Annotated in this window: 19 protein-coding genes; 11 read left to right on the top strand and 8 right to left on the bottom strand. The window is 64.2% G+C overall.

Features of this window, described 5'->3' with window-relative positions:
• Positions 1-68: 68 nt before the first annotated feature.
• The 4 genes from IEY49_RS14020 to IEY49_RS14005 all read left to right on the top strand — a co-directional run bounded on the left by IEY49_RS14020 (position 69) and on the right by IEY49_RS14005 (position 6,521).
• The gene (locus IEY49_RS14020) at positions 69-1,472 is read left to right on the top strand and encodes an MFS transporter (RefSeq protein WP_189009914.1); all 1,404 of its coding nucleotides are present in this window, start codon (positions 69-71) and stop codon (positions 1,470-1,472) included.
• Between the two features lie 168 nt (positions 1,473-1,640).
• Positions 1,641-2,579 carry a DUF808 domain-containing protein gene (locus IEY49_RS14015; RefSeq protein ID WP_189009912.1) on the top strand — a complete coding sequence of 313 codons (939 nt, stop codon included), beginning with the start codon at positions 1,641-1,643 and terminating at the stop codon, positions 2,577-2,579.
• Between the two features lie 358 nt (positions 2,580-2,937).
• The gene (gene recG / locus IEY49_RS14010) at positions 2,938-5,280 is read left to right on the top strand and encodes an ATP-dependent DNA helicase RecG (RefSeq protein ID WP_189009910.1); all 2,343 of its coding nucleotides are present in this window, start codon (positions 2,938-2,940) and stop codon (positions 5,278-5,280) included.
• Positions 5,281-5,558: 278 nt separating this feature from the next.
• The gene (locus IEY49_RS14005) at positions 5,559-6,521 is read left to right on the top strand and encodes a leucine-rich repeat domain-containing protein (RefSeq protein WP_189009908.1); all 963 of its coding nucleotides are present in this window, start codon (positions 5,559-5,561) and stop codon (positions 6,519-6,521) included.
• A gap of 201 nt (positions 6,522-6,722) precedes the next feature.
• Here the strand turns inward: IEY49_RS14005 and IEY49_RS14000 are convergent, their stop codons facing one another.
• Positions 6,723-7,577, bottom strand: coding sequence for a hypothetical protein (locus tag IEY49_RS14000; RefSeq protein WP_189009906.1), 855 nt, complete (start codon positions 7,575-7,577; stop codon positions 6,723-6,725).
• Positions 7,574-8,179 (bottom strand): gamma carbonic anhydrase family protein, encoded by a 606-nt coding sequence (locus IEY49_RS13995; protein ID WP_229780811.1) that lies wholly within the window; start codon positions 8,177-8,179, stop codon positions 7,574-7,576. Before IEY49_RS13995 ends, IEY49_RS14000 begins: the two co-directional genes overlap by 4 nt.
• Positions 8,180-8,546: 367 nt before the next feature.
• Here IEY49_RS13995 and IEY49_RS13990 point away from each other — a divergent pair, with 367 nt between their 5' ends.
• The 3 genes from IEY49_RS13990 (at position 8,547) to IEY49_RS13980 (ending at position 10,280) form a co-directional block, all read left to right on the top strand.
• On the top strand, positions 8,547-8,831 hold the full coding sequence (locus tag IEY49_RS13990) for a cold-shock protein (RefSeq protein ID WP_189009904.1): 285 nt from the start codon (positions 8,547-8,549) through the stop codon (positions 8,829-8,831).
• Between the two features lie 127 nt (positions 8,832-8,958).
• A complete protein-coding gene (locus IEY49_RS13985) occupies positions 8,959-9,537 on the top strand; it encodes an NADPH-dependent FMN reductase (protein ID WP_189009901.1) in 579 nt (192 codons plus the stop codon).
• Positions 9,534-10,280 (top strand): RluA family pseudouridine synthase, encoded by a 747-nt coding sequence (locus IEY49_RS13980; RefSeq protein ID WP_189009899.1) that lies wholly within the window; start codon positions 9,534-9,536, stop codon positions 10,278-10,280. Before IEY49_RS13985 ends, IEY49_RS13980 begins: the two co-directional genes overlap by 4 nt.
• A 5-nt stretch (positions 10,281-10,285) precedes the next feature.
• On the opposite strand, the gene IEY49_RS13975 is transcribed toward IEY49_RS13980, so the two are convergent.
• Positions 10,286-10,588, bottom strand: a complete 303-nt coding sequence (locus IEY49_RS13975) for a hypothetical protein (protein WP_189009897.1) — start codon at positions 10,586-10,588, stop codon at positions 10,286-10,288.
• A gap of 101 nt (positions 10,589-10,689) precedes the next feature.
• On the opposite strand from IEY49_RS13975, the gene IEY49_RS13970 reads away from it, so the two are divergent.
• Together IEY49_RS13970 and IEY49_RS13965 are read left to right on the top strand one after the other, a co-directional pair.
• Complete coding sequence (locus tag IEY49_RS13970; protein ID WP_189009895.1) at positions 10,690-11,958, top strand: MFS transporter; 1,269 nt, start codon at positions 10,690-10,692, stop codon at positions 11,956-11,958.
• 85 nt (positions 11,959-12,043) lie between these two features.
• Positions 12,044-12,538 carry a pyridoxamine 5'-phosphate oxidase family protein gene (locus tag IEY49_RS13965; RefSeq protein ID WP_189009893.1) on the top strand — a complete coding sequence of 165 codons (495 nt, stop codon included), beginning with the start codon at positions 12,044-12,046 and terminating at the stop codon, positions 12,536-12,538.
• Positions 12,539-12,711: 173 nt separating this feature from the next.
• Here IEY49_RS13965 and IEY49_RS13960 read toward each other — a convergent pair whose 3' ends face one another.
• Positions 12,712-13,185, bottom strand: coding sequence for an OmpH/Skp family outer membrane protein (locus IEY49_RS13960; RefSeq protein ID WP_189009890.1), 474 nt, complete (start codon positions 13,183-13,185; stop codon positions 12,712-12,714).
• 82 nt (positions 13,186-13,267) lie between these two features.
• Complete coding sequence (locus IEY49_RS13955) at positions 13,268-13,756, bottom strand: OmpH/Skp family outer membrane protein (RefSeq protein WP_189009888.1); 489 nt, start codon at positions 13,754-13,756, stop codon at positions 13,268-13,270.
• A 118-nt stretch (positions 13,757-13,874) separates the two neighbouring features.
• On the opposite strand from IEY49_RS13955, the gene IEY49_RS13950 reads away from it, so the two are divergent.
• Complete coding sequence (locus tag IEY49_RS13950; RefSeq protein WP_189009885.1) at positions 13,875-14,498, top strand: CBS and ACT domain-containing protein; 624 nt, start codon at positions 13,875-13,877, stop codon at positions 14,496-14,498.
• Positions 14,499-14,562: 64 nt separating this feature from the next.
• Here IEY49_RS13950 and IEY49_RS13945 read toward each other — a convergent pair whose 3' ends face one another.
• Both IEY49_RS13945 and IEY49_RS13940 read right to left on the bottom strand, forming a co-directional pair.
• On the bottom strand, positions 14,563-15,102 hold the full coding sequence (locus tag IEY49_RS13945; protein ID WP_189009884.1) for a hypothetical protein: 540 nt from the start codon (positions 15,100-15,102) through the stop codon (positions 14,563-14,565).
• A gap of 109 nt (positions 15,103-15,211) precedes the next feature.
• A complete protein-coding gene (locus tag IEY49_RS13940) occupies positions 15,212-16,381 on the bottom strand; it encodes an aminotransferase class V-fold PLP-dependent enzyme (protein ID WP_189009882.1) in 1,170 nt (389 codons plus the stop codon).
• A 332-nt stretch (positions 16,382-16,713) separates the two neighbouring features.
• On the opposite strand from IEY49_RS13940, the gene IEY49_RS13935 reads away from it, so the two are divergent.
• Entirely contained in the window at positions 16,714-18,207 is a 1,494-nt protein-coding gene (locus IEY49_RS13935) for an FAD-dependent oxidoreductase (RefSeq protein WP_268239055.1), read from the top strand.
• Between the two features lie 24 nt (positions 18,208-18,231).
• Here IEY49_RS13935 and IEY49_RS13930 read toward each other — a convergent pair whose 3' ends face one another.
• Positions 18,232-18,774 carry a TetR/AcrR family transcriptional regulator gene (locus tag IEY49_RS13930; RefSeq protein WP_189009878.1) on the bottom strand — a complete coding sequence of 181 codons (543 nt, stop codon included), beginning with the start codon at positions 18,772-18,774 and terminating at the stop codon, positions 18,232-18,234.
• Between the last annotated feature and the right edge of the window lies 1 nt (position 18,775).

The raw sequence follows: 18,775 nt of genomic DNA, 5'->3' as shown, positions 1-18,775 counted from the left end.
TGTAACGATTCAGTCCCCATGAAGCCAGAGCGGTCACCTTCATCCAATCCTGGCAGTAGGCTGCCTGGGTGACGCCACCGACCACGACGGCCGCTTCTCCTTTCACACCGCAGGTGCGGCGGCTGGCCACAGCCGGTCTGGTGGTGGGGGTCTTTCTGGCAGCGCTGGAGGCCAGCGTGGTCGCCACCGCCATGCCCAGCGTGATCAGCGACCTGGGCGGGGAACGGCTGTACGCGCTGCCGTTCGCGGTGTACCTGCTGTTCAGCACCGTCTCCAGCCCGCTGTGGGGCCGTGGATCGGATCTGGTGGGCCGGCGGCGCCTGTACCTGCTGGGGGTGGTTATCTTCCTGCTGGGCAGCGCCCTGTGCGGCATGAGTGACAGCATGGTGACGCTGGTCGCCGCCCGCGCGGTACAGGGGCTGGGTGCTGGAGGCCTGCTCCCGCTGACGCTGACCATGGTCGGAGAGCTGTATACCCTGGCCGAGCGCGGACGGGTACAAGCGGTGATTTCAGGTGTTTGGGGCGTTTCCGGCCTGCTGGGACCGCTGCTGGGCGGCTGGCTGACCGAAACCCTGTCGTGGCGCTGGACCTTCTACGCCAGTCTGCCCTTCGGGGTGGCTGCCCTGCTGCTAGCTCTGCGCTTCCTTCCGGAGACCGGGCAGCCACGGGCAGCGCGGCTCGACTGGGCGGGAGCCGCGTTATTTACCCTGGGGAGCGGCCTGGTGGTGTGGGGCCTGGAGCAGCGGCAATGGCTCCTGGTGGTGCTGGGCCTGGTGACCCTGGGAGCCGCGATCACGGTGGAGCGCCGTCACCCGGACCCGCTGCTGCCTATGCGCGCGTTGCGGGAGCGGCTCCCTCGGGTCGCCTTCGCAGGCAACATGCTGGGTGGCGCAGCCTATTTTGGGGTCATCGCCTACCTGCCTCTGTATGCGCAGGGGGTGTCCAGCGGAGGGGCCACGGCGGCCGGCGCAATCCTGACCCCCATGCTGGTGGGCTGGACCCTGACGGCCATCCTGACAGGCCGGCTGGTCAAGAGCGTGCCTCTGGTCCGCATCGCTCAGAGCGGCTTCGTGGTTCTGGTGGTGATGTTTACAGCCCTGGTCTTCGCCGTCCATGCCCCTTTGTGGGTCACCAGTGTCCTGGGCTTCGCGGTGGGTACCGGCATGGGCTTTGCCATGCTCAGCCTGCTGCTCGCCGCCCAGGAAAGCAGCGCGCGCGAAGAACTGGGCGCCGTGACCAGCGGCGTGCTGTTTGCCCGCCAGATGGGCGGCGCCCTGGGAGTGGCGCTGATGGCGCTGCTCATTGGAGCAGAAGCGATAGTGGCCGGCGGCTTCGAACTGGCTGAGGGACTGCGGCGGGCCTACCTGCTGGCGGGCCTGCTGGCGGCGGCGGCGCTCGCGCTGTGCCTGAGGGTCAGGCCGTCGGCCCTTCCCGTGGCGTCTGAGCGCACGCCTCGTCAGCGCGGCTCTTAACGACAGATTGGCTCCGGCCCGAGCTCGGGATTGCTACTCTTGGGCTCTGATGGTCCTCTGGCACTTCCCTGAACCTTCCAGCGCCCGGTGCGGGCAACGACTCTCCGCTGTGGGCGCCTGCCTGGGCCGGCAGGCTGCACGCCTGCATCCGGTCATGAGGCCGAGCCAATGAGCGGCGGGCTTGTCGCGCTGCTCGACGACGTCGCCGCCATTGCCAAGGTCGCCGCCTCTTCGATAGACGATATCGGGGCTGCTGCGGCCAAGGCGGGCTCCAAGGCCGTCGGGGTGGTGGTGGATGACACGGCCGTCACACCGCGGTACGTGACTGGATTTTCACCACAGCGCGAACTGCCTATTATCTGGCGAATCGCCAGGGGTTCGCTGAAAAACAAACTCCTCTTTATTCTGCCGGCCGCCCTGCTGCTCAGCCAGTTTCTGCCCTGGGCCATTACCCCGATTCTGATGCTTGGAGGCGCCTATCTGTGCTACGAGGGCGCCGAAAAGCTGTATGAGGCCGTCGCCGGACACCACGACGAGCAGAGCGATCAACCCGCCATCCTGAGCAGCGAGGCCCACGAGGAACAGATGATCGCGGGTGCCATCCGCACCGACTTCATCCTGTCGGCCGAGATCATGGCGATCTCGCTGGCGACGGTGGCGGACCAGGTCTTTTTGTTGCGAACTTTTATCCTGATCGTCGTGGCCTTTGGCATCACCCTGCTGGTATACGGCGTGGTCGGCCTGATCGTGAAGATGGACGACCTCGGTCTGCGTCTGGCCAATGGTGCCTCCGGGGCTGGTCAGGCGCTGGGCCGGGGGCTGGTCAAGGGCATGCCCATCTTTCTGAGCGCGCTCTCTATCATTGGCACCATTGCCATGCTCTGGGTGGGCGGCCACATTATTCTGGACGGCCTGGAAAAGTTTGGCATTGGCGAACTGGCCCATGCGCTTCACGACGACGCGGTGGCCGCAGGTCACGCCATCCCGGCGGCTCATGGTCTGGTGGAGTGGCTCGTCGAAACCCTGGGCTCCGGCGCTGCTGGCCTGCTGATCGGTGCCCCAATTGTTGCGCTGATGCACGTGCTGTCGAAAAAACACAAGCACTGACCCTGCAGGGTCAGGCAGATCTGCTTGTTACCCTTTAACCCGAAGTTGGTGTTTGCCAGCGTTGCAGCGGTCACCGTTTCAGATGCGACAAGACACTGTGCCCTTGTTCAAGCATGTGCAGGCCAGTCAGGTCCCCCACTCCATCAGGAACACATTCGAGCTGGTTGGCCGAGACATTGAGCGTTCGCAGGTTCCTGAGGTTCCAGAGCCTCACGATGGGCACCCAGTCTGCAGGCGATATACGTAGCGTCCCAGTTGGCACACCGCCTGGGAGGACGCCCGGACCGGGCCGGAGGGCCACGTCAGCGGCAGTCATCTCACGGAGCGGGCGTCCACGCTCTGTTAGCCTCGGGGGGTAATGGCGACGGTGGCAGAACTACGCGAGCGACTCCGGCGGCCCCTCGCGGCGGAACTGGCCGCAGGATGTCAGAACAGGGTGGTGGCGGGCGGCGTCGAGAAGCTGCTTGCCTCGGCTCTGGGCAATCCATTTCCGCAGGTCCGCGAAATCCTGGGCGGGTATGCGGGCCTGGAGCTGCCCAAGCGGGAAGCCGCCCTGCGCTCGGCCCTGCAACTGCTTGAGACTAGTTCTCAGCCGGCCAGAAGGTCTGCCCGCCCGGCTGCACGGATCGCCCCGCCCACCGCAGCTCCCGGCGAACGACTGCCGCCAGACGCTGAGGTCTCGTGCCTGGACACCGGGCCCGGAGGCGCGCGCAAGCTGGCTTCGCTGGGCCTGCATACCCTGCGCGACGTGCTTCACGCCTATCCCCACCGGCACGAGGACCGGCGTGCCCTGCCAGACCTGGCCGAGGTCGAAGAGGGCCAGAAGGTAACGGTGGAGGGCAGGGTGGTGGCCAAGTCGAGGCGGAGCCCGAGGCCCGGCATGCTGGTTATCGATGTGACGCTGGAGACCCCCTCAGGCGGGCGCGTCAAGGCAACCTGGTTCAACCAGCCCTGGGTGGAGAGACAGCTGCGTGAGGGGGCGCGGCTGGTGCTGACCGGACGGGTGAAACGTTTTGGCCGTAGCGTGCAGCTGGGCGTCGAACATCTTGAGACGGTCGACGGCGCCCAGGACTCGCTGAGCACCGGGCGCATCGTGGGTGTGTACGACAGTAAGGAGGGGATTTCACAGGAATTCCTGCGCCGCGCAGCCTTCCGGGCCCTGCAGGCGGTACCGCTCGACGATTACCTTCCCGCACACTGGCGGCAGAAGTACGGCCTGACCGACCTTGGCGACGCGCTGTGGGGCATTCACTTTCCGGAAGACGAGGCCCAGCTGTCGCGTGCTCATGCCCGGCTGCGCTTCGACGAGTACCTGTTTCTGGAGTTGCGGATGCTGCTGCAGGGCGAGGACGCGGTGTTGCAGGGCAAGCGCTTCGAGGCTCGCGGAGACGACATCGAGCGCTTCGAGGGGGCTCTGCCCTTCCGGATGACCAATGCACAGCGCCGGGTGCTGCTTGAGATCACCGACGACATGCGTTCCGAGCGGCAGATGGCCCGGCTGGTTCAGGGAGATGTGGGCAGCGGCAAGACCGCCGTGGCTGCCTGTGCCCTGTATCTGGCGGTGCGGGACGGCTACCAGGGCGCCCTGATGGCCCCCACCGAAATCCTGGCCCGTCAGCACTACAGCAACCTGGTCGGTTACCTGGGGCAACTGGACGTGCGGGTGGGCCTGCTGATCGGCGCGATGGGCGCCCGGCAGAAGCTGGAAATGCAGACCAGGATCGCCCAGGGCGAGGTAGATGTCGTCGTTGGAACCCAGGCCCTGATTCAGGAAAATGTCCAGTTCGACAATCTGGGCCTGGCTGTCATCGACGAGGAACACCGCTTTGGGGTGCAGCAGCGGCGCAAGCTGCTGGCTGGACGGCCGGACGTGCTGGTCATGTCGGCTACGCCCATTCCGCGCAGTCTGGCGCTGACCGCCTACGGCGACCTGGAGCTGTCCATCATCGACGAGATGCCACCTGGGCGCACCCCCATTGAAACCAAGCTGATTCAGGACACCCACCGCACCCAGGCCTATGGCTTCGTCATGCGGCAGATCCGGGAAGGGCGGCAGGCCTTCGTGGTGACGGCCCTGATCGAAGAAAACGAGAACCTGGAATTGCTGGCCGCCACACAGCTGGCCGATGACCTGAAGACCATCCTGCCCGAAGCGCGCATCGACCTGCTGCATGGCCGGATGAGCGCCGCCGAGAAGGATCACGTCATGGAACGTTTCCGGGCGCGCGAATTTGACCTGCTGGTCTCGACCACCGTCATTGAGGTCGGGGTGGATGTCCCCAATGCCACGGTCATGGTGATTGAGAATGCCGAACGCTTCGGCCTGGCCCAGCTTCATCAGCTCCGTGGGCGCGTCGGCCGTGGCAGCGCGCAGAGCTACTGTGTCCTGATCGCGGGCGAACACAGCAAGAAAACCCGCCAGCGGCTGGGCATTATCGAGGGCAGCACCGACGGCTTTGTCATCGCTGAGGCAGACCTCAAACTGCGCGGCCCGGGCGAGATCCGCGGCACCCGACAGAGTGGAATTCCAGACCTGCGCCTCGCTGACCTGGCCAACGATACGGCGATCATCGAGCAGGCGCGTGAACTGGCCAAGCACATCCTGGCGCACGATCCCCGTCTGGAGCACCCACGCCTCCAGTACCTGCGTGCCGAGTTGCAAAGCCGCAGCCACAGCGTGGCGTTCCGTGAAGTGATCTGAATATCGGCTGCTCCCACCCGGCCGGGTCACAACATGTGACAACGACGTGACAGTTTGTGGTTACAGTAGAGGCATCAGCGCAACAATTTAAAGCATGGACCGGGTGAAGTTCATGCGCGCCGGGAGGCTGACTCCATAGCGGGTCAGCCTTGCCTTTTGGCCTGATATATCGCCAGTTCCACCCGGTCCAGGCCGGTGGCCGCCGGGCGACCGGGCGTCACCACGAAGGAACGGCAACCTGGACCGAATGGCGCGCCGCACTCAGTTACAGTCGCAACATGGCCAGCCCGGGTTCAGATCAGACGTCCTGCTTCCCCCTTCATCAGCACAGCTCATCGGCCCAGGGCGACGAGCTGCTGGCTGCACTGAGTTCGCAGCCGGGCTTCGTCACGGATCATATCCAGCTCGACGGCTTGCACCTCTCCAGCCTGCCGGACACCCTGGCCCGGTGCCATGCGGCACAGGTTTTCAGCGCATACGACAACAGGTTGCGCGAACTCCCCATGTGGCTCTGGACCTTCAGGCGCCTGCGAACGCTCAATGTCTCGGCCAACCAGCTCGAATGTGTTCCTGATGGAGTGGCGGACCTGGCCGGCCTGCACATGCTTGACCTCGGGCACAATGTCTTGTCGCATTTGCCAGATACACTCGGGAACCTTCTGTCACTGGAATTTCTGTACCTCAGCAACAACCGGCTGACGCAGTTGCCGTCCACTCTGCAGGACCTGAAGCATCTGCGGTATCTGAACCTCACCGACAATGCCTTCTGCCAGCTTTCAGAATGGATCGGCAGCCTGAGTGGGCTCACTGAACTGCGTGTGTACAACAATCTGTTGAAGCAGTTGCCAGACAGCTTGGGAGAGTTGCGTCACCTGCGTGAGCTGCATGCCATGAATAACAGCCTCGTGTGTCTGCCCGATACCCTGGGAGACTGTGTCCGGCTCGAAAAACTGATGCTGCAAGGCAATGCGCTGGCCGAGCTCCCGGAGTCGCTGGGAACACTCGGCCGCCTTACCGAGCTCAACCTCCGCTTCAACAGGTTGACGCACCTGCCGGCTTCTACCAGGCACCTGATCTCGCTGCGCTCTCTGGACCTTCGGGCCAACTGTCTGACGGCCGTACCAGATGAAGTGGCCCTGCTTCCCAGGCTGGAAAAGCTTGACCTCCGCTGGAACCGCCTGAAGGCATCTCCAGCGTCCCTCAACATCCTGCGTGAGCGAGGCTGCCTCGTATACATATAAACGGTGGTGGGCTTTGGGGATTCCCCCCTGCCCTGCTGCTCTTTCTGAGCGGGCAGGGCGGAGCGCTGCAGGACTGATGGACTCCCGGCGCGGAAAATGTACCTGAGCCTGGCGGCTGACACATCCGTGTCTACGCTTCCAGACAGCAGGAGCCAAAGTGCCCGCCGCCATTATGCTGGGCGCGGTCTTAAATGCTGCCCCTCAGTGCTCGCGGACGCAGCCTGTACGCAGAAAGTCCTGCACCAGCGGCTCCAAGTCATGCAGGGCCACGTCCGAGCGCATGGCGTACTCGGCTGGAGAAAGCTTGTCACCCAGTGCCCGGAGAAAGGCAAGACCCCCCTGTCCGTGCTGCGCGCGAAAATTCTGGTGAACGCCGGTTATAGCGTTCAGGGCGTCACGGCCCCGCAGGGTCAGCGTGTAGTGATGGTGAGCCCAGCCGGCCAAACTCCGGGGCAGGATCAGGGTCTGGGGTCTGAGTGGAGCGGGAAACGCGCCTTCATAGGGAAGCGTGGCCGCCATGGTCGCGACGATCTCGCCGCGTGCATAGAAAATTGCGCCGGTGGGACGGGCATGCAGCCCGGTAAAGTCCTCGGTCAGGTTGAATTTCCAGGCCCGCGAGCCGACACCGCTGAGCACATGGGCCAGGGTGGCTGGCAAGGGGTAGGCAGCCAGAGCCGCACCCTGCTCGTACAGGTTCAGCAGTTCGCCCAGCGCCTGCTCCCCGGTGGCACTCGCGGCCGCAGCCGTGACCGTCCGGCCTTCGTACAGCAGCACGTAGGCACTCTGGTCACCCAGGGATGCGTGCAGGTACCCGTACCAGCTCTGCTCATGCAGACACTTGAGGAAGGCGTGCAGGTCACAGAACAGCTGGTTCAGGCCCAGATGCGCCGGACTGGCCTGAGGAAGAAAGCGCGCCAGAAACGGTGCCGTACCTGGAAACATCGGAAGAAGTTCCGGAATCAGCTCAGCCAGATCCTCCGGGGCCTCGGGGTTCGGCGCCCCGCGCCGCTCGGTGCCGTCACCCCCTGGGAGTGGAGAGGACAGACCGCCGCTCACTGCTGCTCCGAGCTGACCAGTTCTAACTGCATCCCGGTCGGCCTGTTCGTTCTCTGATCTGCACCCGGGTTGTCATCCTGTCCGGCTGGTTCCGGCTCAGGCAAACGCCGCAAATGAGCTCTGAACCGGGCCGCGTTCCGGACGTAGCGTGCCGCATTTCCGCTGGATGGGGCAGGCCGCACCACACGTGCCGGCACACCGACAGCCAGCATGCCGTCCGGTACATGCACCCCTTCGGGCAGCACCGCACCGGCGCCCAGCATGGCTCCGGCACCCAGACTCGAGCCGCTGAGCATCACGGCGCCCATGCCCACCAGGCTCCCAGGACCACAGGTCGCGCCGTGCACGATCGCCCGGTGCCCCACGGTCACGTGCTCGGACAGCACACAGGGCCAGCCCGCGTCCGTATGCAGCACGGCGCCGTCCTGCACATTGCATCCTGGACCGATCTGGATCGCCTCCAGGTCGCCCCGTAACACCACGCCAAACCACACACTGGCTCCTTCAGCCACAGTGACCTGGCCTATAACATCGGCACTGGGGGCGATAAACGCCGTCGCGTGAATTTCCGGGACGTGCCCTTCCAGGGCGTAGCGCGGCATGCCGTTCCTCCGTGTGCTGAGTGCCACCGGCCTGGTCACGTGGCTCCTTTCGGAAGCCGGGCAGCAGTCCTGGCAGGTGGGCAGCAGCGTGTTGATCTGCTGTGCAGAGTAGCACGCTGCCCAGGAGGTACGGTGCATAATCCGTGCGCCCCCGGCGGGGGAACCGGAATGATATCTGTGGGCCCAGGAGGTGCACTGCATGTCTGGCTGCAGTCCACCTGGCGGTCCTTTAGCTGATGGTCATACTTCGCATCGACTTGCATGAGAACATGCGATACTGCCTGCGTCTCAAGCCACACGCTATATTCCGGTTCCAACCCAGAGGGTAGGTGACTGAGCGTTGGGGTTACGAGATGCAAGGAGAGTTATGGCTCAAGGTCGAGTAAAGTGGTTTAACGTTGAGAAGGGCTACGGCTTTATCGAACATCCTGGTAACCCCGACGTGTTCGTGCACTACAGCGCCATCCAGAGCGGCGGTTTCCGCAAGCTGAACGAAGGCGACGAAGTCGAGTTTGAAGTCGAGTCCGGCCAAGGCAACAAGGGCCCTCAGGCCAAGAACGTTGTCGTGACCAACGCTGCGCCCGCTCCCATGGGCGGCAACGGTGGAAATGGCGGCGGCATGGGCGGCAACCGCGGCGGAAGCCGCTGGTAATCTCCGCTTCTTGCGGAGACCCGGTCAGATCAGCACCGTAAAACTACAAGTTCAGGTGGGGCCCCTGTGGCACCCACTTTTTTGTTGCCTGCCCACCTTTCGCGCTCAGCCGCGCTAGCCTGCCGGAATGAAGTTCACGGTGCTTTCGACCAGCTTAGACACCGAGAGCCGCAGTGCGTGGCTCTGTGATCTGGCCGCCGCGCAGCTTGGCAACCTGGGACATCAGGTCACCCACCTTGACCTGAGGGCTACGCCTCTGCCGCCGTTTGACAATGCCAGCTGCTACACACATCCACAGGCTCAGCTGTACCACGACGCGATTCGTGAGGCGGACGGCGTCTTTGTGGGCGTGCCGGTCTACAACTGGGGCGTCGGCTCGGGAGTCAAGGCGTTGGTGGAACTGACTGGAAGCACCGATCTGGAGCGCGGCCTTCATGGGGCCTGGTTTGATCAGCCGGTCACTTTTCTGGTCTCAGGCGGTCTCGATCATGGATGGCTCAGCCACTCGGCTTTTGCCGCAGGGCTGATGTTTGACTTCAAGTGCGTGATCAACCCGCATTTTGTCTACGCCACGTCCGCCCACTGGGACGCTCCTGCCCAGCCTGGTGACTGGCTCAGGGAACGGCTGTCGCGCACGGTGGAACGCGGCGTTGACCTGTCGGCACGGCTGTCCGGTCGCCCCTACCAGAGCACCTGGGAACTGTGACGCGCGCTCCTGTGCTGCCTCCACCCGGTAAACCGCGCGTGGTCGTGGAGCATCCTGATTTCTATGTGGTCCATAAACCGGCCCTGTGGCTGACCCACCCTGTCCGCGCACGTGTCGACGTGCCGGACGTCCTGACATATATGAAGGGCGAAACAGGAGAGCTGGACCTGGCCCCGCCTCACCGACTGGACCGCGAGACCAGCGGCGCACAGATTCTGACGCGGGACGCCGATGCGGCCAGGCGGTTTTTCACGCTGTTCAAGACCCACCTGGTGGGAAAAACCTATCTGGCCATCGTGCACGGGACTCCGGACTGGGAACGGTACACCCTGGATGCCCCCCTGGGCGACCTGGGCCTCGGTGGTGCCAACCGGATCACGATCCGGCAGGCGGTGGTGCCGGACGGCCGCCCGGCCGTAACCGACTTCAAGCTGATTGAGCGCCGCGCCGGCCATAGCCTGATCGAGGCGTATCCTCGCTCCGGGAGGCTGCACCAGATTCGGGCGCACCTGCACCACCTTGGCCTGCCCATGGTCGGAGACAAGATTTATGGCCGCGACCCACAGGCCTTTCTGGAATTTATGGAAACCGGGCAGACCCCGGACCTGACCGCTCGTCTGGGCCTGCCCCGCCAGGCCCTGCATGCTGCGCGCATCGCCTTTTCCTGGGACGGCGCCCAGATGGCTGTGGAGGTGCCGCTCGCCCGGGACCTGCAGGCATACTGGGACTCTCTAGGCGGGTAACGGTCCTAAACCACGATCCGGCGGAAGGCTCCGTCTTCCCCGACTGCAGGAAGCTGGCCATACATCAATTCCTGTTCCACCACGCGGGCCACGTCCTCTCCGAGTTGCTGCGCGCTGCGGTGCTCGGTCTCCAGGGGCTCGGCAACCACGTCAAAGCCTCGCAGGGCGTCGACGTCCTGATTGCGTACCTCCACCCGCAGGACCTGGCCGTCTACGTGGGGGGTAATGGTCAGGCCCTCGGGATGGCTGTAGGTAAAGGCCGATCGAAAGGAGGCGAGCGCGTCTTCCAGGTTCAGTGGTGCAGTCATGAGGCAGTCTGACCTGCCCCCGGGGGAACGAACTGCTGTCCACGCCACACGCTGTTAAACAAGTAAAGAGGTGGTAAACGTGCGGCATATACTCGCTCCACATGACCAACCTCTCCCCTGTCGCGTCCCGGGCGCGAATGGCTCCCGCGAGTCCGTGGGTCCTGTCGGCCTTTTGGTTTGGTACGGCCTTTCACTGGCTGATGCTTCTGACCCTGCTGATGCCAGCCCACATCGTGAAATTCGTCGGCGAGGACCAGAAAGGCACCTACCTGGGTCTGCTGACCGCCATCGGTGCGGTGATCGCGCTGGTGGTGCCTCCGGTGGTGGGCGCGCACAGCGACCGCAGTGGGCGCCGCCTGCCGTATCTGAAACTGGGCGTCGGCGTCAATCTGGCTGGACTGGCCGTCATGGCCCTGGCCGTGACCATCCTGGGAGGCTCAAACGGCTTCTGGATCTACGTCCTGGGCTACCTGCTGGTGCAGTTCGGGAACAACTATGCGACGGCGCCGTACTCGGCCCTGATTCCCCAGCTGGTGCCTCAGGAGCAGCGCGGGCGCTACAGCGGCGTTATGGGCATGTTGCAGGCCATCGCACAGTTGCTGGGCGCCGCAAGCGGGTTTGCGCTCGGCGCGCTGGGCCTGCCGGCCATGGCCGCCTTTGCCCTGATGGCTGTGGTGCTGCTCGGCGCGGCCCTGATCACCATCCGGGGGGTCCCGGAGGCCGATCAGCCGGCACCCGTCCAGACCGACGCTCCGGTGCTGTCCTGGCAGGAGCTGTTCGCGTACCAGCCCTTCTTGTGGGTGTTCATCACCCGGGTGATGTTTGCCCTGGGCCAGTATTCCGTGCAGCCGTTCATGCAGTACTACACGGCAGACGTCCTGAGGCAGCCCAACCCGGTGGCCAGCAGCTCGTTGATGCTGGCCTGCATCATCGTGGCCAGCATCATCAGTGCCCTGATCGGGGGACGCATCAGCGACCGCGTGGGACGCAAACCGGTCATCTACGTGGCCGGGAGCGTGATGGCAGGCGCCGCCCTGCTGCTGCTGGTCGCCCCGGGCTTTTACATTGCCCTGCTGCTGGCACTGGTCTTCGGACTAGGGTACGGTGCCTTTACCAGTGTGGATTGGGCCCTGGGCAGCGACGCCATGCCCAGTGGTCGCAGCTACGCGCGGGACATGGGCATCTGGCATGTGGCGTTCGTGGCGCCGCAGTTCATCGGTGCCCCACAGGGCAAGCTCCTCGACTGGGGCAATGCCCAGGGAGACAACCTGGGCTACACCCTGGTCTTCGGGCTGGCGGCCGTCTTCTTTATCCTGGGAGTTGTGCTGGTGCGCAAGGTCCCGGAAACGCGCCACGCGCATTCCAGCTGAGCCACCTCATCCAACCTGATTGGAACCTTTACACGGTGCGGCAGGTCCCAGAAGGCGGAGGCGCAGGCATGGAACGCTGGGACTTATGAGCGAAACGAGCCGAGAAGACGCCATCAAGAAAATGGCTGGCATTATCCGCGAGGTCAAATTTGCCATGCTGACGGTCATCAACGAGGAGGGCCATCTCCATGCTCACCCAATGACGACCCAGCAGACCGAATTCGACGGCGACGTGTGGTTCATTGGCAGCCGCTCAAGCCATCAGGTGAGCCACATGCGCGCCCGGCCGCAGGTCAATGTCAGCTATTCTGACCCCAAGAAAGGCGTCTACGTCAGCGTCAACGGCACGGCAGAAATGGTCGAGGACCGCGCCAAGCTCGATGAATTGTGGAGCGATTTCTACAAAGCGTATTTCGCCGGCGGCAAGGAAGATCCGGATGTTCAGCTGATCAAGATTCATGCCCACGGCGCCGAGTACTGGGAGAGCGACGGCAAGATCCAGCAGCTTTTCAAGATGGCGAAAAGCGCCGTGACTGGCCAGACCGGACCCACGGGCAAAAACGAGACCATCGCGCTTTAAAGCCTAGTGGATAGGGCGCACTGTGGGAAAAAGCTTGCCTTTCCCACAGTAGCTTGGGATCAGATCCCTGGTCTCATGCCCCAAGGGTCCTGAGTTGCCCTCTCCCCTAGGCTGATCATTTGCAAAAGCATCCGCCCCGACTGGTGACAGCTAGGGCGGATACATGAGTGCACTTACTTCAGCGCTTTGACGACCGCATTGGTCAGGTTGGTCGCGCTGTCATTGGCGTAGACGACCAGATTGGTCTGGGCAGCCACGCGCTGATCGAGCACCACACTGTAGCCGTTGGCCTTGGCCACCCTGGCGATCGTGCTGTTGAGCTTGCTGGCCAGCGGTTTGAAAGCCTCGGCGACCTGCTGGGCATACTGGGTCTGCGTCTTGGTGTACGCCTGCCGGGCATTGTTGAGGGCCTGGCGGTTGGCGGCCGTGTTGCTGGCCGACGCTTTGCTGGCCAGGGACTGAATATTCTTCTGCTTGGCGATCAGGTCAGCGTCGGTCTTGGTAACCAGCTGCAGATAGCTGGCGCTGCCAGGCATCGCCTTGACCGCAGCCTGAACATTGACGAACGCGACGCGGCTCTTGGACTGTTGAGCGTGGGGGACGGTGGCTAGCAGGGCCAGCGGCAGGAGGATCAGAACTCGGGTCATACAGACCTCCGGGAGAAAAAACTGGTCATGGAAACTGCCCCGCATGGTGCAGCGGGGCAGGCCACGGGAAACTACTCGGGGCTTACTTGACGGCCTTGGCCGCTGCGGCCGTGAGGTCCGTGTTGTCGTCGGCGTAGACAACCAGTCCGCTGCGTGCGGCCACATTGCGGTCCATCACGATGCTGAAGCCGTTGCTCTTGGCAGTCGCGCCGATGGCGGTGTCAACAGCTTTTTCCACCACGGAAACCTTGGGCTGCAGCTGGGCGTCGTACGCCTTGGCCTTGGCCTGAATGGTCGAGATCAGCTGGGTGCGCTTGTCCTTGTCTGTAGGCGTAGCATTGGCGCCCTTTGCGTCGATCGCCTTGATCTGCTTGTCGAGCTCGCCGAGTTCGGCGTCAGCCTTCTTCTGAATGTCCTGGATGTCCTTGTTGCCAGAGTGGCTGGTAATCAACTTGGCCACATCAACGAATCCGATTTTCTGAGCAGGGGTCTGAGCGTTGGGGGTGACGGTGCCCAGCCCGAAAGCAGCAACAACAGCCAGTGGAGCAAGGACCTTAGCGTTCATCTTCATGACGGTCACCGTACCATGAGCCTTTCTGAGCCGAATGAAGCAGAACACAGTTGCCTCACATGGGGCATCAGCTGAGAATCAGGCAAGGACCAGGCATGATTTGCTTTAGACTCGCGTCATGCTGGTTCGCGACTGGATGACAGCTGACCCTGTCAGCGTCACACCCGACACTCCTGTGATGGACGCCCTGAGGATTCTCAAGGAAGGCAATTTCCGCCGCCTGCCGGTCGTGGACGGTTCTCAACTGGTCGGCATCACAACCCGCAAGGACTTGAAAGACGCGATGCCCAGCAAGGCCACCACCCTCAGCGTGTGGGAACTGAACTACCTGCTGAGCAAACTGACCGTCTCGGAAATGATGGCCCGCCCGGTCATTACGGCCGCCGAGGGCGAATACATGGAAGACGCTGCGCTGCGCATGCAGGAGCATCACGTCGGCGGCCTGCCGGTGCTCAGCGATTCGGGGCGTCTCAGCGGCATTATCACGACCATGGACGTCCTGCGCGCCTTTACCGGCATTCTCGGCATGCGCGAGGGTGGGCAGCGGCTGACGCTGGACATGCCGGACGTGCCGGGCAGCCTGGAGCGGGCCACCCAGGCGATCCTGCCAAGCAACATCATCAGCGTGGCGACGTACGGAGGAGGAAACGGCTACCGCCGCTTTGTCATGCGCGTCAATGGCGAAGGCGTCCGGGACGCCCGACGCCGGGTGCACGACGCAGGCATTACCGTACTCGACTGAGAGCATTCAGATGAAAGAGCGCCCCGGATAGTACATACCCTGGGCGCTTTTCTCTGCTCAGGCCTCAGACGAAGCGCCCACCATGACGGGCAGCGGCTGCCTGCACCACATCGGCAGGCACCTGATCCTCGACTGCGACGGCGCGGCCCTCCGTCCCCACTTCCGACTGGATACGATCGTAGTGATCGTCGTCGAGGCTGTAGCGGTCGTCATACCGGCCCTTGACGTGCTTCTGCATGCCGTCGCCATGAACCGCGCCGTCGGCTGCACCAGCCGCAGCACCAACCCCGAGGCCCAGAACCACAGGCACAGCCGCGAGTCCGCCAGTGGCTGCCACGACAGCGCCTGCCGCCAAGCCGGCCACTGTCCCGATCACGCCGCCCTTCAGCGCGCCACCCGCAATGTCACCTGCGTCCCCACCGCCGTCGACGATTTCGGTGGTCACGACCTGGGTCTGCTTTCCGGTGCTGGTCTGGCCGCTCCCCAGGTCACTGCGGCGGTGAAAGGAGGTCTGGCCTACTTCCGGCTGGATGACCCCCTGACTGCGGAGGTCAGCAATAAAAGCGTCGGCCTGGGCGGTGGTCGGGAAGACAAGGTGTTTCATGGGCGGCATTCTCCTGGCAGCCTCGCCCAGGTCCGTGAGATAGTTCACAAGGCACATTTACGCAGTACGGCCGGTCCTCGTTAGACATGGCCCTACACCGCCACGCCGGCTAGGAACCGTTCAAGGCGGTCCACGCCGCCTGAATGGCCGCTCCCCGGGTCACCGACGCCCCGAGGTCCGTGAAGCAGTCTTCCAGAATGCCGGCGATGGCCAGGGCGTCGTACCGGTCGGCATATCCCATGGTGCTGACGCGGAAGACCGTGTCCTCATGCGGAGCCTGCCCAGGCAGAGCACGCTGGCCCATCTGCGCGAGCCGGCCGGCCACCTGCCGCCCAGTCAGTCCCTCAGGGGGGGTCAGGACCGCCACGGCCGGGCTGGTACGGGCAGCCCAAGTGGGAGCCCCCAGCGCCGCTCCCGCCGCAATCAGTGCCGCCGTCTTTCGGGCCTGCTCGGCCCACAGGACCTCCAGAGGCACGCTGAGCAGACGGTCCAGGGCGGTGCTCAGGGCGTACATCAGGTTGATGGCCGGGGTCTGCGGGGTATTGCCAGCTTTCTGTCCCGTAAGCTCGCGGGTCATGTCCAGGTAAAAGCCGTGGGGCGTGTCGCGAATCAACCGCTCCTGCACCTGTGGACTGAACAGCACAAAGCCCAGTCCAGGTGGAGTCGCAGTCCCTTTCTGGCTGCCCGAGACGATCACGTCTACCCCCCACTCGGCGGGCCGCAGTTCCGCAACGCCATAGCTGGTGATGCAGTCGGCAATGATGATCAGGTCCGGATTCTCTGCCCGCGCTGCCCCGGCAATAGTCTGCAGGTCGTGAAGCGCCCCAGTGCTGGTTTCGCTGTGGGTGATACACAGGGTATGGGCATCCCGGGTCGCCGACGCGATCTCGTCGGGGTCGAGCAGGTCGCCCCAGGGTCTGGCCACAATCCGGGTGTCGTAGCCGAAACGCCGGGCCATCTCGCCCCAGCGTTCACTGAACTTGCCGGCCTGGGCGTTGACCACCCGGGCGCCGCTGGGAGTGGTGCTGACCAGCGCGCCTTCAAAGGCGCCGGTGCCACTGCTGGTGGTAATCACGGCGTCGTAGGGATCACCCAGCAGCCGGGTCAGCTTCGCGCGGGCTTCCATCAGCTTGTCGATCCCCGCCTGCGCACGGTGGTGCATCTGCGGCTGCGCCAGTTCCAGCAGCACGCGTGGATCGACCTCGACCGGTCCGGGGGCAATCAGGCGCTCGCGGTTGAGAGGCGTGTGGTCGGCCAGCGGGCGGTCTTGACCTGTCATGTTCCCATCGTAAGAGCCTGCACATTCAAAGGGCCAGGGCTGCCTACCCACCGGGCAGATTCAGAGGCAGAAATGGGAAGGCCATGGTTGAGGGATAACGGAGTGGCAGTGGCACAGCAGCTGTGCCTACCAGGCCTTTACACATGTTGGACCACAGTGCCGGAATTGCCCCCTCCCGTTACACACCAACGGCCAGACGGTGCCCGAAAGAGTTGCACTCACGGTCGCTGCGGTGAAAGCAGCAATCGTGTCGGACAAGTCGAAGACAATTCTTTTCCGTTTGCCAGTGTCCGGACTGGCTTTAGCCGCGCGCCCGATTCCTTCCGGAAGATATGCGGGCTGGAAATGCGTCCTTCCAAAAGTGGTGTACGCCGCAGTCCCGACTGCCCACTGAGCCGGTACAAGACGTCCCGCCACGCCGAGGTGCCGTGCACCCTGGAAACTGTGAAGGCAGGGGCCAGGAGAACCGCATTAGCCTGAGCAGGATGCGGATTGTGATTGTGGGGGGTGTGGCGGCGGGCATGACGGCTGCCAGCCGCGCGCGGCGTCAGGATCCAGATGCTCAGGTCGTGGTGTTCGAACGGGGTGAGTGGATCAGTTACGGTGCCTGCGGTCTTCCCTACGTGCTGGGTGGAGCCGTCAAGGACTTTGATGCCCTGGTGGCCCGCACCCCGGCCCAGATGCGTGCCCGGGGCGTCGGCATCCGCCTGGGCCACGAGGTCACCGGGATTGACGCCACGGCAGCCACGGTCACGGTGCACGAGCGCGCCTCGGGCCGGACCCTCACCGAGCCGTATGACCGGCTGCTGCTGGCCACCGGCGTCGCCGCCCTGCGGCCGGACTGGGCACAGTCTGACCTGAGCGGAGTTCACCTTCTGCGCGAAATCCCGGATGGTCAGGCGATTGAAGCCACACTCAAGGGGGCTCGCCGGGCCTGTGTGGTGGGGGCGGGGTACATAGGCATTGAAATGGCGGAAGCTCTGCGCGCCCGCGGACTGAGCGTGGTGTTGATGGAGAAGGCCCCAGAAGTCGCCGGACGCATGTTGGACCCTGACTATCAACGTCTGGTCCGGGCAGAGCTGGAGCGCCGTGGCGTGGATGTCCGCTGCAATACCGACGTGGTGCGCCTGACGGGCCGGGACGGACGCGTGACGGGGGTCCAGACCGAGCACGGACTGGTCCGGGCAGATGTGGTCATCGTGGCGGTGGGGGTCCGGCCCCGCACGGAACTGGCCGGGGGCGCCGGGGTCAGGCTGGGCAAAAGTGGCGCGGTCGCGGTGAATGCCCGCCAGGAAACCAGCGTGCCGGGCATCTTCAGCGCCGGGGACAACACCGAATGCATCCACCGCGTGACGCGCCGCAAGGTGCACATACCGCTGGCCCTGAGTGCCAACCGCATGGGAAGGATTGCCGGCGTGAATATGGCTGGCGGAGACGCGAGGTTCCCCGGAGTGGTCGGCACGGGCATCTTCAAGGTGTTCGAACTGGGGGCTGCCCGCACCGGTCTGACGCAGACGGACGCCGACTCCCTTGGGCTGGACGCCGTCAGCGTGGACGTTAAAAGCACCGACCACGCCGGCTACTACCGGGGGGCCCAGCCCATTCACGTACGTCTGACCGGCGAACGTGGCAGCGGTCGCCTGCTGGGCGCGCAGCTGGTGGGGTGCGGAGACAGCGTCAAACGTGTGGACGTGGTGGCCGCCCTCCTGCATCGCCGCGCCAGCGTGCTGGATCTGTTTGAGGCCGACCTGGCCTACGCCCCGCCGTTCAGCGGGGTATGGGACGTCCTACTGGTCGCGGCCGACCGGCTGAGCCGCGAACTGTGAGTGGGTTCTTCCCCGCAGGTCCAGCTACCCACGCCTGCTCAGCTCCGCCACCAGCGCGGACATGGCCAGGGCATGCATTTCCTGAAGATGATTGTCGGCGCCGATCCGGCCAAGGGCCTGAGCACCCAGAAACGTCGCGTAGTCGAGCTGGGCAAGCTCGCCCGCGCGGGGATGGCCGGCCTGCTCGTGCCAGAGGGTAAGAATGCCAATCCGGCGTGCATCCACCTCGTTCATGACCTCCTGAACTGCCGTATCACGCAGAGACCAGGCCCGGAAAGCCAGGTCAAGCCGGTGGTCAAGGCCCACCACCGCCTGATTCAGCAAAGACAGGGCTTCATGCCCCGAGACGCCTTCAGGCACCTGAGCAATGACCTGTTCTGTCAGGCTGTCCTGCCACGCCTGCAACAGCGCCTGCCGGTACTCGGGCATTCCCCCGAAGTGGTGATAGAACGAGCCCCGCGTCAGCGACATTTGACCGCAGAGCCGCTCCAGGTTCAGGGCGTGCTCGCCTTCTTCCCGTAGCAGAGCAAAGCCCGCATCAAGCCAGTCGCCGCGCGTGCGCCGCATC

Source organism: Deinococcus malanensis, from assembly GCF_014647655.1.
Classification (GTDB): domain Bacteria; phylum Deinococcota; class Deinococci; order Deinococcales; family Deinococcaceae; genus Deinococcus; species Deinococcus malanensis.
This window is presented reverse-complemented; position numbering and strand designations above follow the sequence as displayed.